Genomic DNA, 25,326 nt, shown 5'->3' on the forward strand with positions numbered 1-25,326 from the left:
ATCTTATTTATAACAGGCTAAACCCCAATAGCCAGCTTTTTTATACTGACTGCTTATCTTTTGATTAAATTGTATAAATTACAAACACCACTGATATTAATTGAGCAAAAAAAATTTGCAAACGATTCTCATTTAATATAAATTAATTGATACACTATCACATTGCATAGAGCTTTTCATGAAACCAAACATTCACCCAGAATACCAAACGGTTGCTTTTCACGACACCGCAGCAGACAGTTACTTTATCATCGGGTCCACAATTAAAACGAATCGTACGATTGAACTGGACGGTAAAACATATCCGTATGTACCGATTGACGTTTCTAGTGACTCTCATCCTTTCTATACAGGCAAGCAAAAAACGGTTGCAAGTGATGGCCGTGTTGCAGCATTTAACCGTCGCTTTAAAAACCTTTCGACTAAATAAGGACAATTTATGAAAGTACTAAGCTCACTTAAAAGCGCTAAAAACCGACCTGGTTGTCAAATAGTTAAGCGGAAAGGACGCGTGTTTGTTATCTGTAAAGACAACCCGCGTTTTAAAGCAGTACAAGGTATGAAGAAAAAAGGCAAAAAATAAGTAAACTTACGCCCTTTTAGCTGTCCGTAACTTGGTTACGTACAGCTATATTCTGTAAGTTATTTACCAAATAATAGTTCCCAAAAACCAGGTGGCTCATGCAGCTCATGATACTCTTTACGTAATTGATCAATTGATCTTAAAGGTACTTTAGCCGCTTCCAACCCTTGTTCGTTCGCAAGTTTTTTTGCCAATTGAGCTTTACCTAATACTTTATCGAGTCCTTTAACTGACTTTTCTGCTTCTTTGCTAAACTTAGCAAGCTGACTTTCCTCTACCAAATTAATAAACTCATCAATAGCAAAGTTAAATTTCTCAACATCAGTTGCTTGCACTGTTTGCTTGTAAGCAAGCCCCATATTTTTCATTGTTGTTTCCAACTCGTTTGCATCAGCTGACAGTGCTGATTGGCTAAACATAAGTACTACAATGCATAAAAATGCTTTCATTTATTAACCCTAAAAGATTATTGCTGTGAGTGTGCTAAGGTTAGTATTATATAGCACCGCATAAGCAAATATAACCTTTGTAGTGTTTTCATCTAAATCACTTTTTATACAAAAGCACTTACAAGTATAAGTTTTAATTGAGACCAAATGCTTCTAGCCCAATTTTATCGTTACACAATGAGTTTTATTTGTTTATTGTTTGTATTTAACAGCTATGCGCTTGACGTTACCTTTGTCAATCCGGGCTACCCTGACTCCCATACAGAAGAGAACAGCACTGGTAACTTTTGGTACAAAGTTGCAAAGCTTATGCACAACGCAGCTGATGATTTAGAGATTAATCTGAACGTTAAGTATGCTAATCGCAATCATATTTTGATGAAAGATCTCATACGAGAGGCAATTAAAGAGAACCCTGACTATTTAGTACTCGTTGATGAAAAAAGTGTATCAGGTGACTTTTTAACTAAAATAAATACCAAAAATATTCCAATATTTTTTCTACTTAACCCGCCCTCGCCTAATAAGCTAGTTGTGCTGAAAGAACATGGACTCAATATAATAGGAAGTATCAGTCCTGATAATCAAAATGTAGGCCGTATGCTGGCGCAGGACCTATTTAAGGAACATAAAACCCATTCAGCTGAACCTGCCAATATGCTGGCACTCCTTGGTGATTATTCAACATCAGCTTCAATAGAGCGCACAAAAGGGCTAATGGATTACCTCTCACGCTCTAATGTAACACTGATCGCGAAAGATGTGGCTAACTGGTCTGAAAATGAAAGCTATATAAAAACAATGGCATTTTTACAGTTAGCCCCAGAAATAAACCTCATTTGGTGTGCAAATGATGCTATCGCCTTTGGTGCAAAACGAGCACTTAAAAATCTCAATAAAGAAGCTAAAATTAGGGTTGGTGGTATAAACTGGGACTCAACACCTAAAACATTACAACCATTAGATGTCTCATTTGGTGGGCATGTTTTATTAGGAGCCTATGCATTAATCACCTTATATGACCACAATAAAAACCCAGCGGCTTGGCCAATACCTCATCAAACATACCCTATTTTTACTCGTTTAAGTGAACATAACAAACCATTGATATCACGAATTAATAAAGCAAATTTAGCTGAAATAGATTTTAAAAAATTCAGTAGAACAAGTGATAATTGGCAAGAATTTACAGTCGAAAACCTCCTCAAAGAACTTAAATAATAAGACTGTAAAGGGGATTTACATTTTTCTAATTGAAGTAACAAATTACATCAAGAATACTTTTATTAAAAGTCTAATCAATTGATTTTATTACATCCCCAAGCACCTAAAAATGAACGGTTCAGTTAGAATAAAAAGTCATTTAGCCAAAGCATAATTGCAATGTAACCCCTAAATATTAAACACCTGTGAAATGCTGAATTCTGCATCTTGAGGTTGCTTGGGTATATAACTATAGCCTATTAGATAACCACAATGCTTGATACGGTTTGAGCTCAATACTTTGATGTTCATTACAAACAGGCTCATCATTTATTAACTCAAACCATTGCTCTGTGTCTATTAAGTTTAAATCGGCAAGCAGCAGAGTCTGTGACTCATCACTGATGTTATAAACGCAAAATACACTTTGGCGACGATCGATACTTTGTCGCCAAAAGCCAAATAAAGCGCCGCTTAAATGCAAAGTGAACTGCGTTGCATTCGGGTGAAACGCATCCTGTTGCTTGCGAATAGACAACAAACTATTAATACTATTATACACATGATAATGATGACTTGACTCATCTGATAATTTTTCAAGCAAAGCAGATTCTTGCCAACGGTGACGATTTATACACCGATTATGCTGACTATTTTCAAAACGTGCGTAATCATTGGTTGTCCCCAAAAGACTGTGAATATAAAGCCCAGGTATGCCTTCTAGAGCAAACATGATTGCATGTGCACAGATAAACCGATCCAATCCCCATTTATCGACTCCTTTATGAGTCCCTTGTAAAGCATCGAATAGCGCAATGTTGAGTTCATACGGCGAACTTGTGCCATTGTTTGCTGTTCGCATCGATACTTTGGCACCAAAGCGACTAACCGTGTTAACCATATGACCTATTTCATCTTCATTTAGCAGGCCTTCAACTGGCCTTAAACCAATACCATCATGTGAGGCAATAAAGTTAAAATAGGCTGTCCCGTTTTGGGCTGGCGGCATACTCATCATCCAATGCTTTAATGCTTTGCTGTCACCACTTAATAATGTATGCAGCAACAGCGGCGGCAATGAAAAATTATAAATACAGTGCGCTTCGTTAGCATTACCAAAGTAAGATAAGTTTTCACGATTAGGAATATTGGTCTCTGTAATAATAATGGCGCTTGGCTCGACATGCTCGATTAGCGTGCGCAGAAGACGGATCACCTCATGAGTTTGCGGTAAGTTTATGCAGGACGTATTTAGCTCCTTCCATAAAAATGCTACCGCGTCTAGGCGAAATATTTTAATCCCGTTATCTAAATAATGGCGAATAATACCCACAAATTCATTTAACACTAACGGGTTTGCAAAGTCTAAATCCACTTGATCTGGACTGAAAGTGCACCACACGTGGCGCTCACCAAGTGCAGTTTGAACGCTGTTTAATAATGGTGACGTTCGAGGGCGTACCACATTTGACAAATCATCTTCTAAGCTAGCCGTTTTAAAGTAGCTTACGCCGGGCTCTTTACCTTGTAAAAAATTTTCAAACCAGCGGCTTCGACTAGAACAGTGGTTAATCACAAGATCAGCCATTAATTTTACGTCTTGTGCAATTGCTTGAATATCATCCCAGCTTCCCAGTGCTTCATTTACTTGAACGTAGTTCATTACCGAAAAGCCTTCATCTGAACTAAAAGGATAAAAAGGCAGTATATGTAAAGCATTGATAGTGCCTGCACATTGATTTTTCATAAAACGATGTAAAGTATGCAAAGGTGGCTCACTGGGAACCGGCACGGCCTGCTCTTTCGCTTCATAACGCATAATTGAATCACCATAAGCAATTAATATAACGTCTTGCTGATCCCAGCGATTTTTATGGGGTGTAGGGTCACGAACAGGATCATCTTTTAACATGGTAGTGATCAACATACTTGCTAGTGCATCAATACTCATGCATAAATCAACACCTTCGTATATGCTTGCTAAATGTTGCTCAACCCGTTGTTCAAATAACGCTTTACTCATATCCCTACCCCATTCTTTTATGAAAACTCTTTATTATCTAGCTCTACGGCTTCTTCTAAACGTGAAAATACGTCTGGCATGGCTGAGGCAACACGGTTCCAACTCGGCACGAACGGCGCTTCCATCGGGTGCTGTAAAAAGTGCTGGCCAGCATTCATTATATTTTGGGCAAACATTTCGACCGCTTTTTCCTCTTGATGAATATCAAGGGTTAAACCATTCATCATAGCGTCGTTATGATATGTCTCAATGAAATCCAATGCGATACGGTAATAGGTCGCTTTTAGTGAGCGTATGGTTTCAGTGGTAAATGTAACACCTTGCGTTGCAAGTTTACGAAACAATGCCTTTGTTATATCAATCGACATTTTAGATAAACCTGCGGCTTGATTATCAAGCGATAGATCTTGATGTTTGTGATCATAATTATCTGCAATATCCACTTGGCATAAACGGTTATGAGAATAATTGCGGTACATCTCTGATAAAACACCAATTTCTAAGCCCCAATCGCTGGGAATCCGAATATCATTGAGTACATCACGGCGAAACGAAAACTCACCCGCTAATGGATATCTGAATGAATCCATATATTCCAAATAATCTGTACTACCTAAAATTGTTTTAAATGAGCGCAATAGTGGTGTTACCAGCAAACGCGAAACACGGCCATTTATTTTGCCATCAGCCGTGCGAGGATAAAAACCTTTACAGAATTCATAATTAAAACGAGGATGTGCAACCGGGTAAATCAATCGTGCAAGTAAACCGCGATCGTAAGTTAAAATGTCGCAGTCATGTAATGCAATCGACTCTACCTTGGCAGTTGCCAACTTGTAACCCATGCAATACCAAACATTACGGCCTTTTCCAAGTTCGCGGGGAGCCACACCAAGCTGCTGCAGCTCTTTATCTAAGGCTTGCAGTCTTGGTCCTTCATTCCATAAAACTTTATGTGGCTGGTCAAGCTCTGTAAAAAATTGCAACGCGCGACGATACTGCGATTCATCAGCTCTATCTAAGCCAATTGTAATTTGCGACAAATAAGGCACATGCTTGAGTTCTCTAACAATATTTTGTAGCGCAGGTCCCTCAAGTTCACTATAAAGTGAGGGTAAAATCAAACCCATTGGACGGTGTTTAGAAAAACCCACCAGCTCTGCTTCTAGCTCTTCTACGGGACGATCAGCAATATTATGTAACGTAGTTATAATGCCATTTTGATAAAAATCAGCCATGAGATTGCTCCTGTTTCGGTGCTATATGCGCCTTAATAATGTTGATGTCAGTGACTTCGTCAATCCAGCCTTGTGGTGCTGGTTTATCGCTAATACGCCATGGTTTATGGGATAATTTAGCTTTTGCTTTGCTTTTTGGGTTGGTGATCAAAACTGCAATATCTGCTTCATCAAGCATAGCCATATCATTTTGACTATCACCCAAAGCTATCGTCGTAAATGGGTGGCGGTAGTGATGTTTAAATTGATTTAATAGCCAGTTTTGCGCCTTGCCCTTATTTGTTTGTTTATTGACATGGATAAAACGCCCGCCGACTAGCACTTCATAACCCAGTGTCTCCATCCGAGCTAAAAAATCATGCTGCTGCTGATCAGTGCCTTGCCAGTAAATGGGATCTGAGTATTCACGCGCTAAGGCGAGTTTACTTTTTGTGATATCTAACCCAGTAAGAGATGCAACCATTGACGGGGTTAACTCACTAAACAACTGATAACAATGAGCTAAGTCACTTGCATGCTTTTTTAAATCAGCATGTAAGCTTTTACAACTAGGTGCTAACGGGTAACGCCAATATTTATCAAGCTCTTCGCAGCCTATTGGTTTAATAGCAAAATAATTCTTTGGTATATAAACAGCCGAGCCATTTTCGGTGATGAATGGTTGATGGTGATTGAGAGTGGATTGTAAATCGGTTACTTCAGCAAATGTTTTACTGGTATTAAAAACTACACTAATGCCAGCAGCGGTCAATTTTGCTAAGAAAGGCTGAATCTCCGCACAGTCATAATCATCATGATTAAGTAAGGTGCCGTCTAAATCTGTAAAAATAAGTGGTGCGGCGATAGTATCGGCCTTTAAAACCATAGAAGTTATGTCACGCGCTTTATCCAAAGTGAGTAACGCATCCACATGTTCAGGCATGACCTTCAAGTTTTCTCGGGTAATTCGCTCAAAGTGTGAAATAAATCTGACAAGGCTGGTTTCATCAAACGTACCCTGCCCCACGCCTTTATTTGCTAGCAGTTTTTGCTCTTGCTCCAGCCGCCACCCATAAACAGCTTTAAACGAAGGCGCTTTGAGCATAATTTGGTAATCAATTAAACTAAATACGTTTCTATATTCATTTGCTAAACAACTGTTAATACATCTGCGCCACACTCCTTCCTTATCTTCTTTGTCTTCAAGCTGATTAATCGGTGACTCAAGTTGGTACGGTTGTTGTGCTGCGCTTGCTACACACCACCCTTCAAATATGACTATATCAATCGGTGTGGTATTTTTAATCCACTTGTCTTCTGCAACAGGTTCGTCTGATTGCTTGTCAAACTCAGGTAAAGCGATATTAGTTTTGCCGGCAAGTAAATTAGTAATGGTATCTGCCATAAGTGCTACGTTATGAGTTCCAGGCACTCCCCGTGTGGTAAATAATGGATGCACACCTTTTGCAAGCTCAGCTCTGTGTGAACGGCTATGATAAAAGTCGTCAATCGAGATACTAATACTATTAAACTCAGTGTTACTGTTGATCCAAGTAACTAAAAAATCGGCCAAAGTAGTTTTTCCTGAGCCTTGGCAACCATTAATGCCAACTAAAATTGCTTGGTCTGTGGGTTTGGCACTAATTATATCTTCAGCTAAAGGAATAAAATATTGCTCACTTAAATATTGGTATTTAAGGGGTAGCTGATGTTTTGCTAAAAACGGAGTAATATCCACTATATTCGCCTCTTGCATAGATTCTCCAAAAAGTATGGCATGCGATTGAATAAGGTAAATGCAGTTACTAGACCAATTTTAGTTTTCTTTATTTTTTATGAGGTTAAAAAAATAGCGCATATTAAATGCGCTATCATGGTGCAAAAAATTAACACTTTGTTCAAAACTACGCGGGCTTTTCAGCCTTTGGTAACACAAGGTTAAGCACAATTCCCAAAATAGCGCATAGACTCACGCCTTGCAGGCTAAACTCACTGCCGCCAATATGCATACCGCCAATCCCACATACCAAAATAAGTGCAACTATGGATAGGTTACGTGGCGCAGTGAGATCCTCACCAGATTTAACTAACGAGTTAAGGCCAACAACTGCTATTGAGCCGAATAGTAAAATCATAATACCGCCCATTACAGGTACAGGGATAGTCTGTAAACCAGCACCCATCTTAGCGACAAACGCCAAAACAATCGCGATTATGGCCGTCCATATCATCACTTTAGGATTAAAGTTACGTGTTAGCATCACAGCACCTGTTACCTCTGAATAGGTAGTATTAGGTGGCCCACCAAAAATAGACGCGGCTGTAGTGGCTAAACCATCACCAAATAAGGTGCGATGCAAGCCTGGTTTTTTAAGGTAATCTTTATTTGTAACTTGGCTGATTGCCATCATATCGCCAATGTGTTCTATGGCAGGGGCGATAGCAACAGGGACCATAAAGAGTATTGCCTGCCATTTAAATTCTGGCCAAGTAAATGCGGGCATAGCAATCCACTGTGCATTACTGACTGCGTCAAACTGTACTATTCCAAGTGCCAATGACAAGCTATAACCTGCTACTACACCCGCTAAAATAGGGATAAGCTTAAATACGCCTTTTCCCCATACAGCAAATATCAATGTCACTAACAATGAAAATGCAGCCACCCAAATTGCTTGCTCATAAGCAATGAGCTGTACCGAGCCATCACCACTTTTGCCCATTGCCATATTGACTGCCACCGGTGCTAAAGCTAAACCAATCACCATGATCACAGGCCCAACAACAACAGGAGGCAAAATTTTGTGTAATGTTGCTACGCCTTTTAATTTAACTAAAATGCTAAGCAGCATGTACGCGAAACCTGCAGCCATTAAGCCACCCATAGTCGCAGGCACGCCCCACATTTGCACACACGCTATTATCGGTGCAATAAAAGCAAAAGAAGACGCTAGAAAGATTGGAACTTGCCCTTTAGTCACAACATGGAATAACAAGGTGCCAATGCCAGCCGTAAACAACGCAACGTTCGGATCAAGACCTGTTAAAAGTGGCACTAACACGAGCGCCCCAAAGGCGACAAATAACATTTGCGCCCCAGTTAAGATGGTTTTTATAGAAAATGCAGATTCTTGTTTCACACTATTTTTAGTCACAGTAATAGCCTAAACGGTGCCAAATATTTTATCGCCAGCATCACCTAAACCAGGGATGATATAACCTTTTTCATTTAAGTGAGAGTCAAGAGAAGCGGTAAAAATTTCAACATCAGGGTGCGCAGCTAAAGTTTTTTCTACACCTTCGGGTGCTGCCACTAACACTATTACTTTAATCTCTTTACACCCTGCTTTTTTAAGCATATCAATAGTAGCAATCATTGACCCACCTGTTGCAAGCATAGGATCAATAACAAGGCTTAAACGTTCATCAATTTTACCTACCAGCTTTTCAAAATAAGGAATTGGCTCTAGGGTTTCCTCATTACGCTGAAGGCCAACGACACTTACTTTAGCCGCAGGCAGTAATTGCATAACACCGTCCATCATACCAAGACCGGCTCTTAGGATAGGTACGACGGTAATTTTTTTACCTTTAATATGCTCAACATCCAGATTATTGCCATCCCATCCTTGAATTTCGACATTTTCAAGTGGTAAGTTTTTTGTTGCTTCGTAAGTTAATAGCGTACCGACTTCAGATGAAAGCTCACGAAAGCTTTTAGTACTGATACCGTATTCACGCATTAAACCAAGTTTATGTTGAACGAGAGGATGTTTGATTACATGGATTGTCATTTTGTTGCCCGATAGAAAGATAAACTTAGTTTATTTTAACGTAAAATTTCCAACGAGACTTTTAAAAATTTAGCTAATGCCTAAAAAGTGTGTGTTTTTTTGTTTAGTTATCCTCATTTAGACTGTTTTATACTCATAAACACAATAATAGAATAAATTTTGGTTTAAACAATCTATAATTAAGCTATAAACAAAGAAGCGATTTCAATATGAACAGACACCTGCGTTATTTTTATATTTTGTTTATCTTAACTTCCTGGCTGTTAACAGCCGAGCCCAAACCCTATACAGTTCAATTAATGACTGATTTTGCACCACAGTTAGGCGATGATCCTCAAAATATAGCAACTGTTCACATGCTGGCTATAGAAAAGGTATTAAAAGGAAAAATAACCCTCCAGTTCGCGCCTGCAAGCCGTATGCGAGAATGGCAACAACTGCATACGTCTAAAGATGTGTGCTTGTACAATAAAGTTAAAAAACCTGAGCGTATGAAAAATGCTATTTTTACCCGCTACCCCATTATGGCATTTCCTGCAAACCGCTTGATTGTTCTAAATCGCCCTGAATTACCTGTTAGCCTTAGTTTATCTGATGCAGTGAACAAATATAAATTAACCATAGGGATCACAAGTGGCCGATCATATGGGCACCTTATTGATAAGTACATTGATGAACACCCTGAGTCATTTTTATCATTGCCAGGAACCACGAGTGCATACCGTTTAAGTAAAATGTTGTTTGAAAATAAGGTAGATGCAATTATTGAATACAGTGCTGTTTTTATCTCAAGACATGAAAAAGACATGCAAACAAACAGCGCACTATACCTCACAATTGAAAACGCTAATGACGCCATTTTTGGTTACATTGCCTGCGCGAAGTCAGAGCAGGGCCAAAAAGTTATTGAACTATTTGATAGCGCTTTGCAAACAAAGCAGATACAACAGCAAATAATCAACGCGCATTCTGAGGTATTTCCTGAGCCTGAAAAAGAGCTAATAATTCAGGCATTAATAACACAATTTAAACAATAGCAAGTTATGAGTTAAGAATTTGCTGCATGACCCAGCTAGTATGTGTTGCACTTTGCGCTGTAGAGGGATGAGGGTGACTATTACATAGTGATTCAGCCATGTTTTGCACATGAAATAATTGAATGTTATCTGGGTTTGCAATTGTAAAACTCTCGCTGCCTTGTTCAGTGATAACACGGATATCACACTCATCAAATACACTAAAGCGTATTTCTCCTTTTGAGCCGTAAATTACCACATCATCAAACCGTGAAAAACCACCAAAATTCCAACTACCTGAGCCAGTTATACCTGCTTTATGCTGCCAACAAGCTGAGACAGCATCAAAAGCGTCATATAATTTTTGTTGATTTGTTGCAATACCTGATACCGCCTCATAGTCACCCAATAGATATGCAAATAAGTCTAAGCCATGACTGGCTAAGTCATCAAAATAGCCTCCCGGTGCGACCTGTTTATCTGTGCGCCAATTATATGTGCCTGATAAATCAAGTGGATTTGCAGGTTTATTAAGATGCCAAGTAATGTGCCGCACATTTCCAATTGCAGCATCTTCAATAAGTGCCTTCACTTTATTAAAACGTGGCAATGAACGCCTGTAGTAAGCAACAAATACAGCAATATTTTTAGCTGCAAAAGTATCCATAATTTGCTTGCTTTGCTGATATGTTGGCGCTAATGGCTTCTCAATGCAACACGGTTTACCCGCCTCAGCTACTTTTAAAGCCAATGCTAAATGGCTATCAGGTGGCGTAGCAATATAAACTGCATCTATATCAGGGCAATTGATCAGTTCATCTGCACTGGCGTACACGCAGGGTATTTTGTGGCGCAATGCATAATCTTTAGCGAGTGCTTGGTCACGCCGTGTTACACCGTATAACTCAAATGCTGGTGTTTTATGATATGCCGGGCCACTTTTGACTTCAGTCACCGCACCACATCCTATCATTCCCCAACGTATCTGCTTTTGCATTAAACTACTTCCTATTTATTTTTTGAATAACAGCTTGATACTGGTTTAGCATGTAGCTATTTATTTTCCAATGGCACGGGCTCCACCCCACTAAAAACCGATAAAAATCAGCCCATGCATCAGGCCAAAGTGATTGCCACTGCTCAATTACTGACTGTGCATCACACGATTTTTCAAAGTAATTAATCGCATCACCTAGGTGTTCATAATAAAGTGCTGTGTACTTATTCGCATCAGTTATTAATGTTTTCTCATCCAAACAACTGCCCAAAAAGTACATTAAATCAACAGTGCCAATGCCCTTACCGACATACTGAAAATCATAACCGAGTACGTCTAGTGTTTGATGATTAATTGCAAAATTAGCGAGTTTTGCATCGCCATGAATCAAAGTTTGGAATGGACAGTCTTGAATCTTACTTGCAATGATAGGTGCCGCTTGTTTTAACTCATTATCAGTTATTTTTTCAAATTCATCCGGTCGTGTACTTAGGTGCCAGTAGTTACCTTGTTGCCACAAACCATCTGCCTGAGAGTCCAAATTAAATGCATGAAAATAAGCCAACCATTTTATAATTGCCAAAATATGCTCAGGGCAACAAGTTGCATTGTCATACCCATGCTCCTTAAAATCAGCAAACACAAGAGCAAATAACTGTTTATAGTTAATGGTATTAAAACACTCCAAAGCACGTGATTGCACTGGAAGTAAACTGCTATAATCGCGATACCATGTAAACTCAACCTCATAAGACTGTTGTTTACGGTTTATTGCAAACTGACTTTGTTTGATACGTGGGTGCTCAATGTGTTTAGGCACATTGATTGACTTCACAACACAGGACTTTTCATCCAATTTATAGCGAGCTATCTCGCCACAGCCACTCCATAAGGATGTAATGACCTCTTGCAAGTTGACACTATTATAATGACGATTTAGTAACTTACTGTGCATTTATTAAAAGCTCTACCATTTAAAAAACGTAAAGTATAACACTATGAATAAATATATTAACAAGATAGCGAGGCCGCATTAGGCGCTTAGAATCTGAGAAAAGTTTGTGGCTAAATTGATATGATTTTAAGACAGCAAAAGCCTAAATAGCACCATAAATAATTAATAAGGTTATATAAAAACCTACATTGGAAATATCGAAGCACGAGATCCTCCCAATTAAACCGCTTTAATAAAAACTTCATTTAATTAAGTTAGATAGCGTTTACGATTAGTTACAAACACTGTTGACTAAAATACCTTCTATAGGTAATTTTCAACAAAATAACAAAATTAAAAGGACATAAATGAAAAAGTTAATTAGTGTGCCTCTTCTTGCTTTAGTTTTAACAGCCTGTGAAGATACATCAGACGACACAATTCCTATTGAAATAAATACCCCCCCCACACTCTCTGGAACACTATCAATTAACAGTAAAGCTCTTGAAACGGCTAGCCTGGTTGTTGACCTTTATGACCAGCAAGGCGATGAAATTAGTGCAACCATTATTAATCAACCACAATGGATAACGGTAAGCACTGAAAATAACCAAGCAACATTTAATATCAACCCCAGCCTTTTTGAGGTTAATAACCATACGTTTACTGTTGAAATATCTGACGGACAAGCAAGTAATCAGTATCAGTTGTTTGTTAATGTGGCAGAAAATCGTGAAGCATGGCAACCCATTGAACTGACCAACAGTGAAATCATGGGTAGTTGGCATACAGCAAATCAAGATATACTGATTTCGTTTGCAAACGAAGAGAGAGGCGTACTATTTAATGACAATATTTTAAGTAGCTTTTACTGGAGCAATCCTGACGTAATAACGTTAAGCACGCAGTTCGTACCAAATTGTATTGGAGACGGCTGTGCGCAAAGAGAGCTAATAGAAATTGATGTGCTTGCAAAGCGTGATGATGCGATTCGCGTTGAATTTTTTAATGTGACTGAAGATAAAGGTGAAGTAGTCACGCTTTATAAAGATATTCCTTCGGCTATTTCTTCGGGGTATTACACTAATCACTCAATTTCATCATACAAGATAGTGAGTCACTTAAACGCAGAAAGTGAAGACAGCTTTTTTGAAACGCAAATTGCAATTTCGTTACCTATGTATGATAGCGCGGGTACAACAACAGACACAGAATACGTCGACTTCTCTGCTGTATTACAAGGTACTCGACTCACAATAAACTCAGCTAAAACAGTTGCCACCATTGATAAGCTTCAAAAAAATAATGAAGGAAATACGTTTAATGCGCAGTTTGATGTAAACCTAGAGCATGCCGATGTGGTAGCGCAATTTAATGAATTCCTCGTGCTCAAGTTATCTCATTCATTAAGCTACCATGATGACTTAACAGCCAATAACATTCTTGAAACACCTGAACTACTCGCTGCTATGGACACGCAAGAAAGCATTTTTGCTGTAAGGGTAATAAAGCCTATGGCAGTGCCAACACTAGAAACAGGCAAACGCTATACAGGGCGCCTCATACAAGGGCAAGTAGACACAGGTGAAGGCCTTGCTATTCGGTATGTACCTTCAAGCTTTTTAGTCTCTGCAAATGACAATGCAACCGTATCCTTTGACAACCCAAAAACGGGCGAGACGTTTAATTGGCATTTAAGCCTTGATAATAATGGCGAGACAATCAAAGTATCAGGCAATGGTGAAGAATCGACATTACATTTCTTTGAGCTTTTTGATGGGCAAACAATCGTAGCGCATGCACGTAATAAAGAGCAACGCCATACTATGCTAGGTTACCCACTTCTTGAGGTAATCGATGAAGAAGAGGTAACACTCGCAGATTACAAACATTTCTTTAATTACCTGCGCGAAGACTATAACTCTGGCTACAGTTCAGCTTACTGGTATTTAAATGATGACAATACCGGTTCTTTCCTAAGTTTTGCACAAAATGGGCTTACAAATTCTTCTAGCTTAGAACCAAACACATACTGGCAATTTGAAGAAGATAACAGCATTACATTTGCAATGATGTCAAACTGCCCAGAAGCAACTGATTTTACAACCTGTAAAACCAGCATTTTAGCAAATGAAACAGGTACATACCTTTCCCTTATTAACTTTAAGTTACTCCACAAAGATGGCAATAACTACTTGTTAGACCGTTTGTTTTGGCAACGCGTGTACGATTATAGCGAATCAACGTACAAGGAAAATATCTACCAAAACAGCTACTGGTTAGGCAAATCATAAATTAAATCCAGAGTGCCGCTTTTGTATAAAGGTATAAAAGCAGCACACTAATTATCATAAAAAACTAAATATAACCGCGCATAGGGCTCTAGAATCGTAAATAAACTAGACAGCCACTTTAATTATAAATAATCTAGACAGCCACTTTAATTAAGTAAATATGACTGTGCGACTAAGTTTACTCTTTTGGACTAAAAACTTATTTCTTTTCTGTTTTCACTAACACATCGCTCATTAAGTGAGCGTTTATCACTGTTACACCTAAATTACACGCATAAAAATAACTGCATGATTGCAGTTTTCATTCTTTATTGAAGGCTTTTAACTTTATGCCAGTAACTTTTCGCTATTGCTGACGTTGCTACGCCGTTTTCTGTTCAAGTTTTCACAGTAACTGTCTTGTGAGGTCGTCCTACCTACTGCGCCATGAAATACCCGCGTAAATTGCGTAGTCAGTTTTAACCAGTTTTCTGGGGAAATATTGACTCTTTCTAGTAAAGGTAAATGTGTGCTTTCAATATACCCGCGCTTGCCTTCTCGTATACAACGCCCTGTTAATTCAACCAGTTCAAGGTAGGATTTAAGTTCAAACGGTAATCCTTTTGGTTTAATTTGACGTGGCATGCCGGCAAAACGCAATAGTTTTTTTGGTTGCTTGCCTTCTGTTACGCTTTCTAATCGTTTTTGTACGCTTGTGTGGTCCGATGCTTCCGGTGTTTGCGCCATTTTTGCTCTGATAGGATTTAAATCAACGTATGCCATACAGGCGGCGAGTGCGGCTTCATCAAGCAGCGCTTGTGACTTGAACCTTCCTTCCCACAAAATTGTAAGGAACAACTTTGAACGCCTTAGGCGGCCCGAAGGGTGAGCGCCATGGATGGCAGCGAGTAAAACCTACCTGTGCAGTTATCTTCTTTATTTGCTTTGCGCGCTATATCTTCATTTAGCAACCGCATAAACCAGCTAATACTTGATAAGCGTTCGCGATACTGTTTGACCGTTTGATTAAAAAAGATGAGTTCTGCTTTACTTAGCTTTTCACCTTGTACGTATTTTTGCGTTAGCAAGGTGCCTTTACACAGTTTATGCCAGCGAATAACAATCGCTTTATCATTTAGCCGCTCCGCTTTTTTATCATCAACATACAGCACTAAATGAGTGTGGTTACTCATGACTGCATAAGCACATACATCAATGCAAAATACCTTGGCTAATCCAAGCAGCTTATCTTCAACCCAGCCTCTGCGATGCTCAAAAGACTGACCTGTAAAACGATCTTCACCGCACAAGAAAGCACGTCGAACACAACGTGAAATACAGTGATAATACTTTGTATCAACCAAACTTACTTGACGCTTTCTTGCAATTGCCATGTGACACCCTAATCATATTTTGCACTAATTAAAAGTTAGTGCAAAATATAAAAAATACAAACATTAGCATGGGTGTCTTCTTTATTTGTCGCTTGGTTTTTTGAATAAAAAGATCAAGAAAACACAGCTGCCTGCTTGACCGGAACTTTCTAATGGGTGACCCTAGTCTCTGCTCTTTTCAAGCAGCTCCTTTAATTCATTTAATAAAGGACATTCATTATGAAGGCATTCTCTTGTTGCATTGTCTTTGATTACGTCAAGTGCACTGTACCCAAATCTATTTACTGCCGTTTTATCAGCTCCATACTCAATCAAAATTTTCATTGATTCATAATTACTGATAATTGCCGCATAAATAAGTGGACTGCTGTCAACGCCATCTTTAACATCCAGATTTGGATTAAACTTTAACAGCACCCTGAGGTGTTCCCTTCTATCTGGCCCTAAAACTTCAAAAATAAGATTTTTATTTGCCGAATCTTTGTATAAATTCGGATCCCCCCCCGCTTTAAGGAGTTCGTTGAAATAATAGTGGTCGAAATTTATGGTAGATAAACTTAGAGGGCTGCCACCATTATCAAGCTTTGCGTTTGGATCTGCTCCTTCCTCCAGTGCCGCATTAAAAGCTTCTTTGTCACTTTCATTTATAGCTTTAGCTAATCTATGGTTAATTGAATGACCATTTTTCACCAAAGTTTGCCCTTTGGGTTCCACTGATAAAAATTCCTCTTTAGTATCACCACAACCAATTAGGAAAAATAAACATACGATCGATATAGTCGAGAGTAGGCTGCAATTAACTGTCATCATAATCTATCCAATGAGTTTCTGATTTCATCAATACCGTGTGCGCGTAGCCAATCGCCTTGGTTAGTTGGTCTAATGTTGAATGCTGGTTGAAGCATTACACGATTGCCCAGAGCAGCTGGAGCAAACTGCAGAAGATCTTGCGCTCTGGAAACAATATCGTATTCAAAATAGTAAGCCATTATATTTGTGGTACTTCCGTTGTTTGCCCGAAAGCCGTGAATACTATTGTGATGTAAACCAGCAGCATTAAACGTAGAGGATCTTAATGAATACTTCATTGCACTCAAACTGGCTAATCCTCCTCCCAAAGAGTGCCCCGTAGTAGACAGGTTGTCACTGTTAACGCCAAGAGATTGCCTTATGATTCCAGTGTTGTACTGGGCTAAATCATGTTGCTTTGAATATTCCCCTTCAATCTGCGCTCCATTTGCTGCCCAGTCTTTAGCATCTTGAGTACCCGCAAAAGCATAAATGTATTCATCTCTTTCAGAGTCATGATAAAGAGCAGATTGAAACCCAGATTCGTCATCATTGAAATCTAAACCATCCAGTCCCAGTTCTTCCAGCTTTTCTTGGCCGAGTCTTTGCAGATTTGAATCTTTCCCAAACGTGCTTTTCTCGCTGTACACATCCTGAGCAATAGCAGCATCTCTTTTAGCAATTGATACTTGGCTTCCTATATCAACAGTATTAACTCCGTCAGATATAGTTACATTTGAAAAACTCGCGCTCTCAGCTCCGTTGTTAAAGTTGACAGTAATTGAGCCGTCTTCGTAGATTTCTATATTTTTTATATCGTCAACGTCAAACTCAGCTGTTTCAGGTAAATAACCAGTAGGATCAGTCCCCGACAATGGATTATTCATGATGTACGAATAAGGGTTAATTCCCTGACTGCCACCTTGAAGGTGAATAAACGGATCAACACTCATAAACCGACCAAGGTTATAGTCATACACCCGCCCGTTCATATGAATAAGCTCTACATTATCTAAATGTTCGTGGTCGGTAAAGCCTCTTCGTGTTTTAGTATCCTCTAAATCATCTTCTTTAGCTGGATTTTTTAACCCACCACTGGCTAGGCGAGGTTTACCAAATGGGTCGTAGTTTCGCTCTGCTTCTACTTGGCCGTTGTGGTCGGTAAATACCCGTGCGCTGCCTAGGCGGTCGCGGTGAGTATAGCGGATGGCTGCGCCTTCATGGGTGGTTTGGCTTATTACGGCGATGTCGTCTATGTAGGCACGCCAGGTAGTGTTTGTGCCGTCGATTTCTTCTTCATACAATTTATCACTGTAAAAAGTAGTCACGCTGCCATTTACTTGTTTAAAGCGCATATGCTGCGGACCATAGGTAAAGTTGAGGGTTTTACCGTCCTTTACTATTTGTGTGGGTTTATCCATTTCGTTTTAAATGGCACGAGTAATTTGATATCACAAACAAAAAAGCCCATACAATTTTGTATGGGCTTTTGAATATAAAAGCGCCCGAACTGCTGGGCGCTAACATTGTTGAATTAAATCAAATATTACTGATTAACAACGCTTTTCAGTGGGTTTACTGGCTTTGCATTTTCATCTAACAAGTTTAAGTCAAAATCAAACTCATCAACACGAATTGCGCGTTCACGCTTTTTGTTGTAATCAATTAATTTTGCATATTCATCTTCTGTGATGATGTTAGCTACAAGCGCATTATCAAGTGTTAAGGCAAAACGAATACCTGGCTTGATTGTTTTGCTGCGTAATGCTTTTTTAACTTTTGCAAGTAAGTCTAAACACGCCATTTTAGCTTGGTATGCTTGCTCATTAATATGATGACCGTCGCCTTCAACTGGCTTAACTAGATGCGTGATTTGCTTTTTAAACGCTGTATCTAGCTGTGCTTGCTTAGATAGTTCACGGATTAAGTCATCGCTGATCTTTGGCATTTTAGTTGAGTAGTTCATGGTAATGAAACGCATAAACTTACGTGTACCGCTTGCTGGGAAGTTATCTAAAAACTTGTGCAATGCTTCTTCTGCGCTTTGTAAAGCAAAACGAGTTGCATAGTGGAAGTATGGCGATGCTTGCTCACGCTCACTGCTCGCTACTTTTTGCTCGTAGTACTTGATTGATGCCATCGCCGCATATAAAAAGCTCATCACGTCACCTAAGCGTGCTGAAAGCATTTCAGCTTGCTTAAGTTTACCGCCTAGCACTAGTAACGAGAAGTCAGCATAAACAGCAAGTTTTGCAGATAACTTTTGCGCTGCTTTTTCGTATTCGCGTACTTCTGGCAATTTAGACTCTGCGCCCGCGGTAAATGGTAAAACACCTAAACGGAATGCACGTAAGCTGTTACCTACACTGTAGCCTACTGTTTTACGTAAAATGCTGTTGAATTCTTTATCTGCGTTTTTATCTTCGCTGTGGATTGACTCAACCATAGACTGTAAATATGGGTGGCAACGCATAACACCTTGACCAAAAATCATTAGGTTACGAGTTAGAATGTTTGCACCTTCTACAGTGATAGCAATAGGCTGTGCCACATAGCCACTGGCTAATGTATTTTGCGGGCCATTTTGAATCGCTTTACCGGCTTGGATATCCATTGCTGAATCAAGTACATCGCGACCAATCTCTGTCATGTGGTATTTTGCAATTGCTGTAACAACAGATGGTTTTAAGCCCATGCCTAAGCCTTCAGTTGTCAGTACTCGCATTGCTTCTTGTAGGTAAGTTTTACCTGCAATGTCTGCTAGTTTTTCTTGAATACCTTCAAACTGACCAATGGCTAAACCAAATTGCTCACGCACTGCTGCATACTCAGATGCACCTTTAAATGCAACTTGTGACGAACTTACACCTAATGCCGGTAATGAAATACCACGGCCAGCGCCTAAGCAGCTAACCAGCATTTGCCAACCGCGGCCGATGTTCTTTTGACCACCAATAATGAAGTCCATTGGTACAAATACTTTGTTACCACGGGTAGTACCGTTGTAAAAGCGAATACCCATAGGGTCGTGGCGATTACCAAGCTCAACACCTGGGTGCTCTTTTGGAATAAGCGCACAGGTAATGCCTAGGTTTTCTTTGCCGCCAAGTAAACCATCAGGGTCAACTACTTTAAAGGCTAGGCCAAGTACTGTAGCGATTGGCGCTAACGTGATGTAACGTTTGTCCCATGTGATTTCAAGGCCTAATACTTCTTCACCGTTATACATGCCTTTAGTCACGGTGCCTAAATCAGGGATACCGCCTGCATCAGAACCCGCTTCTGGACTAGTCAATGCAAAACAGGGAATATCACGGCCATTTGCTAAGCGTGGTAAGTAATGAGCTTGTTGCTCTTTTGTACCAAAATGAAGTAGTAACTCACCCGGACCTAATGAATTAGGTACCATAACAGTTACCGCAACCGCTGAGCTTTTAGTTGCAATTGTTCCTACGATAGTTGAGTTAGCATAAGGACTAAACTCTAAACCGCCGAACGACTTAGGGATGATAAGTGAAAAGAAACGTTCTTTTTTAAGAAAATCGAGAATGTAGTCAGGTAAATGAATGCCATTTTGAATCTCTGTATCGTCAATCATGCCCATTAGTTCTTGTAATGGGCCATCGATAAAGGCTTGCTCGTCTGCACTTAATGTTGCAGCTGGCACAGCGCGCAAGGCGCTAAAATCAGGCTTACCTTGGTAGATAGAGCCCTCTAACCAAACATCACCCGCATCAAGCGCTTCTTGTTCAGTAATAGAAATACTAGGTAACACTTTTTTTAATTTTGTACGTAAACTCATGATTAACTCATCCGACCAGATAATTTATAGTACTATTACGTCATAAAAATCACTTTAGATCAATTGCTCTAACCAACTTTTTAACAGTTTTTTCAATTTATTTATTTTTGGTATGCATAAGTTATTGAATAAAAACGGCTTACACGTGTAAGCTGAATTGAAAATACTTTTGAATTTTTGTGCAATAAAACCGCAAATCTATCATTTTATACCCAAGCCACCTCAAGATGTGAGTTTCAGTTGGAATTAAAAGCGATTTAGGCAAGGCATTGATTGCAAATAATGGTTGTTCCCTTGTTAAAATCAATAACGCAGTATAAATCGCTTTTAAACCAAACCCTTGGGCGTTTCACAGGTACTTACTCTCATCGTTGTTAATTCTTAAAAGGGACTGCCATTCTTGCAAAGTAACGCCTTGATATTAAGCCCCTGTGCAACGCTGAATTCTGCATCTTGAGGTGGCTTGGGTATATTTTTCAAAAACAGGCAAAGGTCGCCTGCGTTAGCGTTTGTAAATCCAACGGACACAGTGCTATCTCAAGGCCGCGCTTACCTGCACTCACATAAATAGTGTTAAATTTTTCAGCACTTTGATGAATGTATGTATCAAGACGTTTTTTTTGACCAAGCGGGCTGACTCCCCCTAAAATATAGCCCGTACTAGCAGCCACTTTATTTGGCTCTGCCATCGCTACTTTTTTAACCCCACATGCTTTAGCCAGTTGCTTTAAATTTACCTGCTGCGATACCGGCGTAATTGCCACAACGAGTTTGTTATTACTCGTTTCTAACAGTAACGTTTTAAATACTTGTTCTGCATTTAATTTAAGTTTTTCAACCGCTTCAAGTCCAAATTGTGTTGCTGTTGCATCATGTTCATAACTTAATACAGTAAAGTTTATGTGCTTTTGCTCTAAGAGTATAATTGCCGGTGTCATTGTTATTTTTCCTTAAATCTGTACATAAAACGTACTGCAGATAATTAACCTGAACTCTGGTTAAGAGATGTACTAATGTATTGATATTAAATCACAAATATATTTATTAGTCTCCAGCCGGAAACTTTTAGCGATAACAAGGCGAATTTACGCGTCAATAGCTGGCCTATTGCAAGTAAATTCAACGCAGTTAGCGGTGAAAGTAGCCGCTGGAGATAGATTTATTATCCAGAGTTCAGGTTAATTACATACTTTGTGGAATATTTGGACAATAACAGAGTTGGTTTTAATTTTTCTTGGTTGTTAAATGTACTAAATCAACAAAATTATAAATAAAATCTGGTTTAAATTTTATGCTGAGGAGGTTAGCGCTTAGGTGCGGGAAGTGCTGCTGTATAATTGAATACACACGCTATTTTTTCAGTTTATACTAAAATGGCGCCATGTGGCGCCATTTTTAAATCACTTAACGATTATTACTTAGTTAAATCATCAAAGAATTTTTTCACGCCTTCAAAAAAGCCTTTTTCTTTAGGGCGATTTTTTGAACCGTCTTTACCCATGCTTAACTCAAGCTCTTCAAGTAATTCGCGTTGACGCTCATTTAAGTTTACAGGTGTTTCTATAACCACTTTGCAAAGTAAGTCACCTACAGCTCCACTGCGAACTGATTTAACACCTTTGCCACGCATACGGAACATCTTACCCGTTTGGCTCTCAGCAGGTATTTTAAGCTTAGCGCGACCATCTAGCGTAGGTACTTCAATCTCACCGCCTAGGGCTGCTGTGGTGTAGCCAATTGGTACTTCACAGTAGAGGTTGTTGCCATCACGCACGAAGATTGGGTGTTCACGTACCGATACTTGAACATATAAATCACCAGCAGGTGCTCCATGAGCTCCCGCTTCACCTTCGCCAGATAAACGAATACGGTCGCCCGTATCAACACCCGCTGGTATTTTAACTGATAAGGTTTTAGTCTTCTCTACACGGCCTTGGCCATGACAGCTATTACAGGGGTCAGAAATAATCTGGCCTGTGCCCTGACACGTAGGACACGATTGTTGAACAGCAAAGAAACCTTGGCGCATTTGTACTTGGCCTGCACCATGACATGTTGTACATGTTTTTGGCTTAGAACCAGGCTTTGCACCACTGCCGTCACAAGGTGAACAGCTCACCCATGTAGGGACTTTAATTTCAACTTCTTTACCACGAACAGCTTCTTCTAAGCTTAAGTCCATGTTGTAACGTAAATCGGCACCACGTTGCTGACGAGATTGACGACGACCACCGCCGCCTCCGCCAAAGATATCACCGAAAACATCACCAAAAATATCACCAAAGTCGCCTTGGCCGCCACCAAAACCACCGTGACCACCGCCACCACCTTGTTCGAAGGCCGCATGACCATATTGGTCATACATTTGGCGCTTTTGATCATCGGTTAAGATTTCGTAAGCTTCTTTAACTTCTTTAAACTTGGTTTCCAGTTCTTTATCACCGGCGGTACGATCTGGATGATATTTCATCGCTAAGCGTTTGTACGCTTTTTTAATGTCTCTTTCGCTGGCATCTTTTGCCACACCAAGAACTTCATAATAATCGCGTTTTGACATATCTATCACACTACTCTTTTGCTACTGCAGCTTGGCTGCGGATAAACCGATAAATCATATCGATTTACCATTAATTTTTAAGCTATTTTACATGCTCTTTTTACATGCAAAAGGCGCGTTAAGCTTTAGCCTACGCGCCTCATTTGTTCATCCTAACTTAAACACCCAATTTAGTCATGATGTTTTAGGTTAGTGAGAAGCGTTAGTGACAATTACTTGTCGTCTTTTACTTCTTCGAACTCTGCATCTACAACGTCGTCATCTTGTTTAGCTGACTGTTGTGGTTGCTCACCAGCGTCGCCGCCAGTTTGTTGTGCTTTAGCTTGTGCAATTTCCATCAATTTTTGTGATTTCTCAGCAAGAGCTTGAGTTTTTGCTTCAATCTCTTCTTTGTTGTCACTCTTAATTGCTGCTTCTAGGTCAACAACAGCCGCTTCAATTGCTTCTTTGTCTTCACTAGGCAGTGCATCGCCAGCTTCTTCAACTTGCTTACGCGTGCCATGAACCATTGCATCAGCTTGGTTACGAGTCGCTACAAGCTCTTCGAATTTTTTATCTTCTTCAGCGTTAGCTTCTGCATCACGAACCATTTTTTCAACTTCTTCATCACTTAGACCTGAAGACGCTTGAATAGTGATTTTTTGCTCTTTACCTGTATCTTTATCTTTAGCTGATACATGTAAGATACCATCCGCATCTACGTCGAAAGTAACTTCGATTTGTGGTGTACCACGTTGTGCAGGACGAATGCCTTCTAGGTTAAATTGGCCTAGAGATTTATTGTCGCTTGCACGTTTACGCTCACCTTGTAGTACGTGAATCGTAACCGCTGCTTGATTGTCTTCAGCTGTTGAGAAAGTTTGCGATTTCTTAGTAGGAATCGTCGTGTTTTTCTCAATTAACGCAGTCATTACTGAACCCATAGTCTCAATACCTAGAGACAGTGGAGAAACATCTAGTAATAGTACGTCTTTAACGTCACCTGCTAGAACACCACCTTGAATCGCCGCGCCTACTGCAACAGCCTCATCTGGGTTAACATCCTTACGTGGCTCTTTACCAAAGAACTCACTCACAGTTTTTTGCACTAATGGCATACGTGTTTGACCACCAACAAGAATAATGTCGTTGATGTCGCTAACAGATAGGTCTGCATCAGCTAGTGCACGTTTTAGTGGTTCAATTGACTTAATCACTAAGTCTTCTACTAGTGACTCAAGCTTAGCACGTGTTAATTTCACGTTCATGTGCTTAGGACCTGAAGCATCAGCAGTTACATACGGAAGGTTTACTTCAGTAGATTGTGCCGAAGAAAGCTCAATTTTTGCTTTTTCTGCTGCTTCTTTAACACGTTGCATTGCAAGTGGGTCAGTTTTTAGGTCAACACCTTGGTCTTTCTTGAATTCAGCAACTAAGTAATTAATTACACGGTTATCGAAATCTTCACCACCTAAGTGCGTGTCGCCATTAGTAGCAAGTACTTCAAAAGTGTGTTCGCCTTCAACTTCATCAATTTCAATGATTGATAAATCGAAAGTACCGCCACCTAAATCGTATACTGCAACAATGTTTTCGCCTTTGTTTTTATCCATACCGTACGCAAGCGCAGCAGCTGTAGGCTCATTGATGATACGTTTAACTTCAAGTCCCGCAATACGGCCAGCATCTTTTGTTGCTTGACGTTGTGAATCGTTAAAGTAAGCTGGTACTGTGATAACCGCTTCAGTTACTTCTTCACCTAAGAAGTCTTCCGCTGTTTTCTTCATCTTTTTCAGTACTTCAGCTGAAATCTGTGGTGCAGCGCGTTTTTCGCCGCCCGCTTCAACCCATGCATCGCCATTATCAGCTTTGATAATTTTGAAAGGCATGATGCCTATATCACGTTGTACTTCTTCGTCTTCAAAACGACGACCGATTAAACGCTTAATCGCAAATAAAGTGTTAGTAGGGTTTGTCACTGCTTGACGCTTTGCAGATTGACCAACTAATGTTTCACCATCTTGCGTGTACGCAATGATGGATGGTGTTGTGCGATCGCCTTCCGCATTTTCAATTACGCGTGCTTTATCGCCATCTAGTACTGCAACACAAGAGTTAGTAGTACCTAAATCGATTCCAATAATTTTACCCATGAATCATCTCCAACTTCAAAATTCGTTAATACGTTCGATGACTAGTAAATAGGGATGCCCCAAACTGAATTCAACTGTAAAAATGAAAAAAAAGTGATTTTTTGTAATTTATTTTGCAAATAACCTTATAACAAGTATGAATTGGTGTTTTTTAGACCATTTG

The 25,326-nt window shown here is 39.6% G+C and carries 19 protein-coding genes and 1 pseudogene; 5 read left to right on the top strand and 15 right to left on the bottom strand.

Annotation, left to right across the window (positions count from 1 at the left end):
- Positions 1-178: 178 nt before the first annotated feature.
- Both ACHUE3_RS02540 and ykgO read left to right on the top strand, forming a co-directional pair.
- Complete coding sequence (locus ACHUE3_RS02540) at positions 179-430, top strand: type B 50S ribosomal protein L31 (protein ID WP_394189862.1); 252 nt, start codon at positions 179-181, stop codon at positions 428-430.
- Positions 431-439: 9 nt separating this feature from the next.
- Positions 440-583, top strand: a complete 144-nt coding sequence (gene ykgO, locus ACHUE3_RS02545; RefSeq protein ID WP_087533969.1) for a type B 50S ribosomal protein L36 — start codon at positions 440-442, stop codon at positions 581-583.
- A gap of 59 nt (positions 584-642) precedes the next feature.
- Here ykgO and ACHUE3_RS02550 read toward each other — a convergent pair whose 3' ends face one another.
- The gene (locus tag ACHUE3_RS02550; protein WP_394189865.1) at positions 643-1,032 is read right to left on the bottom strand and encodes a cytochrome b562; all 390 of its coding nucleotides are present in this window, start codon (positions 1,030-1,032) and stop codon (positions 643-645) included.
- A gap of 147 nt (positions 1,033-1,179) precedes the next feature.
- Here ACHUE3_RS02550 and ACHUE3_RS02555 point away from each other — a divergent pair, with 147 nt between their 5' ends.
- Entirely contained in the window at positions 1,180-2,253 is a 1,074-nt protein-coding gene (locus tag ACHUE3_RS02555; protein ID WP_394189867.1) for an ABC transporter substrate-binding protein, read from the top strand.
- Between the two features lie 232 nt (positions 2,254-2,485).
- Here the strand turns inward: ACHUE3_RS02555 and ACHUE3_RS02560 are convergent, their stop codons facing one another.
- From ACHUE3_RS02560 to upp, 5 genes are all read right to left on the bottom strand, one after another.
- On the bottom strand, positions 2,486-4,258 hold the full coding sequence (locus ACHUE3_RS02560; protein WP_394189869.1) for a sugar phosphorylase: 1,773 nt from the start codon (positions 4,256-4,258) through the stop codon (positions 2,486-2,488).
- Between the two features lie 17 nt (positions 4,259-4,275).
- The gene (locus ACHUE3_RS02565; protein ID WP_394189871.1) at positions 4,276-5,496 is read right to left on the bottom strand and encodes a glycosyltransferase family protein; all 1,221 of its coding nucleotides are present in this window, start codon (positions 5,494-5,496) and stop codon (positions 4,276-4,278) included.
- Entirely contained in the window at positions 5,489-7,231 is a 1,743-nt protein-coding gene (locus ACHUE3_RS02570) for an HAD-IIB family hydrolase (RefSeq protein WP_394189873.1), read from the bottom strand. Before ACHUE3_RS02570 ends, ACHUE3_RS02565 begins: the two co-directional genes overlap by 8 nt.
- Before the next feature lie 148 nt (positions 7,232-7,379).
- Complete coding sequence (locus ACHUE3_RS02575; protein WP_394189875.1) at positions 7,380-8,630, bottom strand: uracil-xanthine permease family protein; 1,251 nt, start codon at positions 8,628-8,630, stop codon at positions 7,380-7,382.
- A gap of 9 nt (positions 8,631-8,639) precedes the next feature.
- On the bottom strand, positions 8,640-9,269 hold the full coding sequence (upp, locus tag ACHUE3_RS02580; protein WP_099297707.1) for a uracil phosphoribosyltransferase: 630 nt from the start codon (positions 9,267-9,269) through the stop codon (positions 8,640-8,642).
- Between the two features lie 299 nt (positions 9,270-9,568).
- On the opposite strand from upp, the gene ACHUE3_RS02585 reads away from it, so the two are divergent.
- Positions 9,569-10,306, top strand: coding sequence for an ABC transporter substrate-binding protein (locus tag ACHUE3_RS02585; protein ID WP_394189877.1), 738 nt, complete (start codon positions 9,569-9,571; stop codon positions 10,304-10,306).
- A 4-nt stretch (positions 10,307-10,310) separates the two neighbouring features.
- Here ACHUE3_RS02585 and ACHUE3_RS02590 read toward each other — a convergent pair whose 3' ends face one another.
- Positions 10,311-11,282 carry a Gfo/Idh/MocA family protein gene (locus ACHUE3_RS02590; protein ID WP_394189879.1) on the bottom strand — a complete coding sequence of 324 codons (972 nt, stop codon included), beginning with the start codon at positions 11,280-11,282 and terminating at the stop codon, positions 10,311-10,313.
- A gap of 4 nt (positions 11,283-11,286) precedes the next feature.
- Positions 11,287-12,237: a kinase gene (locus ACHUE3_RS02595; RefSeq protein WP_394189881.1), complete on the bottom strand. Its 951-nt coding sequence runs from the start codon at positions 12,235-12,237 to the stop codon at positions 11,287-11,289.
- A gap of 347 nt (positions 12,238-12,584) precedes the next feature.
- On the opposite strand from ACHUE3_RS02595, the gene ACHUE3_RS02600 reads away from it, so the two are divergent.
- Positions 12,585-14,510, top strand: coding sequence for a hypothetical protein (locus ACHUE3_RS02600; RefSeq protein WP_394189883.1), 1,926 nt, complete (start codon positions 12,585-12,587; stop codon positions 14,508-14,510).
- Positions 14,511-14,837: 327 nt separating this feature from the next.
- Here ACHUE3_RS02600 and ACHUE3_RS02605 read toward each other — a convergent pair.
- The 7 genes and pseudogenes from ACHUE3_RS02605 to dnaK form a co-directional block, all read right to left on the bottom strand.
- Positions 14,838-15,883 (bottom strand): annotated as a pseudogene (locus ACHUE3_RS02605) (transposase).
- Between the two features lie 162 nt (positions 15,884-16,045).
- Entirely contained in the window at positions 16,046-16,693 is a 648-nt protein-coding gene (locus tag ACHUE3_RS02610) for an ankyrin repeat domain-containing protein (protein WP_394189885.1), read from the bottom strand.
- Complete coding sequence (locus tag ACHUE3_RS02615; protein ID WP_394189887.1) at positions 16,690-18,093, bottom strand: RHS repeat-associated core domain-containing protein; 1,404 nt, start codon at positions 18,091-18,093, stop codon at positions 16,690-16,692. The genes ACHUE3_RS02610 and ACHUE3_RS02615 overlap by 4 nt, the downstream gene beginning before the upstream one ends.
- Before the next feature lie 125 nt (positions 18,094-18,218).
- Positions 18,219-20,474: an acyl-CoA dehydrogenase gene (locus tag ACHUE3_RS02620; protein ID WP_394189889.1), complete on the bottom strand. Its 2,256-nt coding sequence runs from the start codon at positions 20,472-20,474 to the stop codon at positions 18,219-18,221.
- Positions 20,475-20,950: 476 nt separating this feature from the next.
- Complete coding sequence (ybaK, locus tag ACHUE3_RS02625; RefSeq protein ID WP_394189891.1) at positions 20,951-21,412, bottom strand: Cys-tRNA(Pro) deacylase; 462 nt, start codon at positions 21,410-21,412, stop codon at positions 20,951-20,953.
- Between the two features lie 476 nt (positions 21,413-21,888).
- Positions 21,889-23,031, bottom strand: coding sequence for a molecular chaperone DnaJ (gene dnaJ, locus ACHUE3_RS02630; protein ID WP_394190266.1), 1,143 nt, complete (start codon positions 23,029-23,031; stop codon positions 21,889-21,891).
- 212 nt (positions 23,032-23,243) lie between these two features.
- Entirely contained in the window at positions 23,244-25,163 is a 1,920-nt protein-coding gene (gene dnaK, locus ACHUE3_RS02635) for a molecular chaperone DnaK (protein WP_394189893.1), read from the bottom strand.
- Positions 25,164-25,326: the final 163 nt, after the last annotated feature.

Origin of the sequence: Pseudoalteromonas atlantica, assembly GCF_043641955.1 — a bacterium.
Taxonomy (GTDB): Bacteria; Pseudomonadota; Gammaproteobacteria; order Enterobacterales; family Alteromonadaceae; genus Pseudoalteromonas; species Pseudoalteromonas atlantica_A.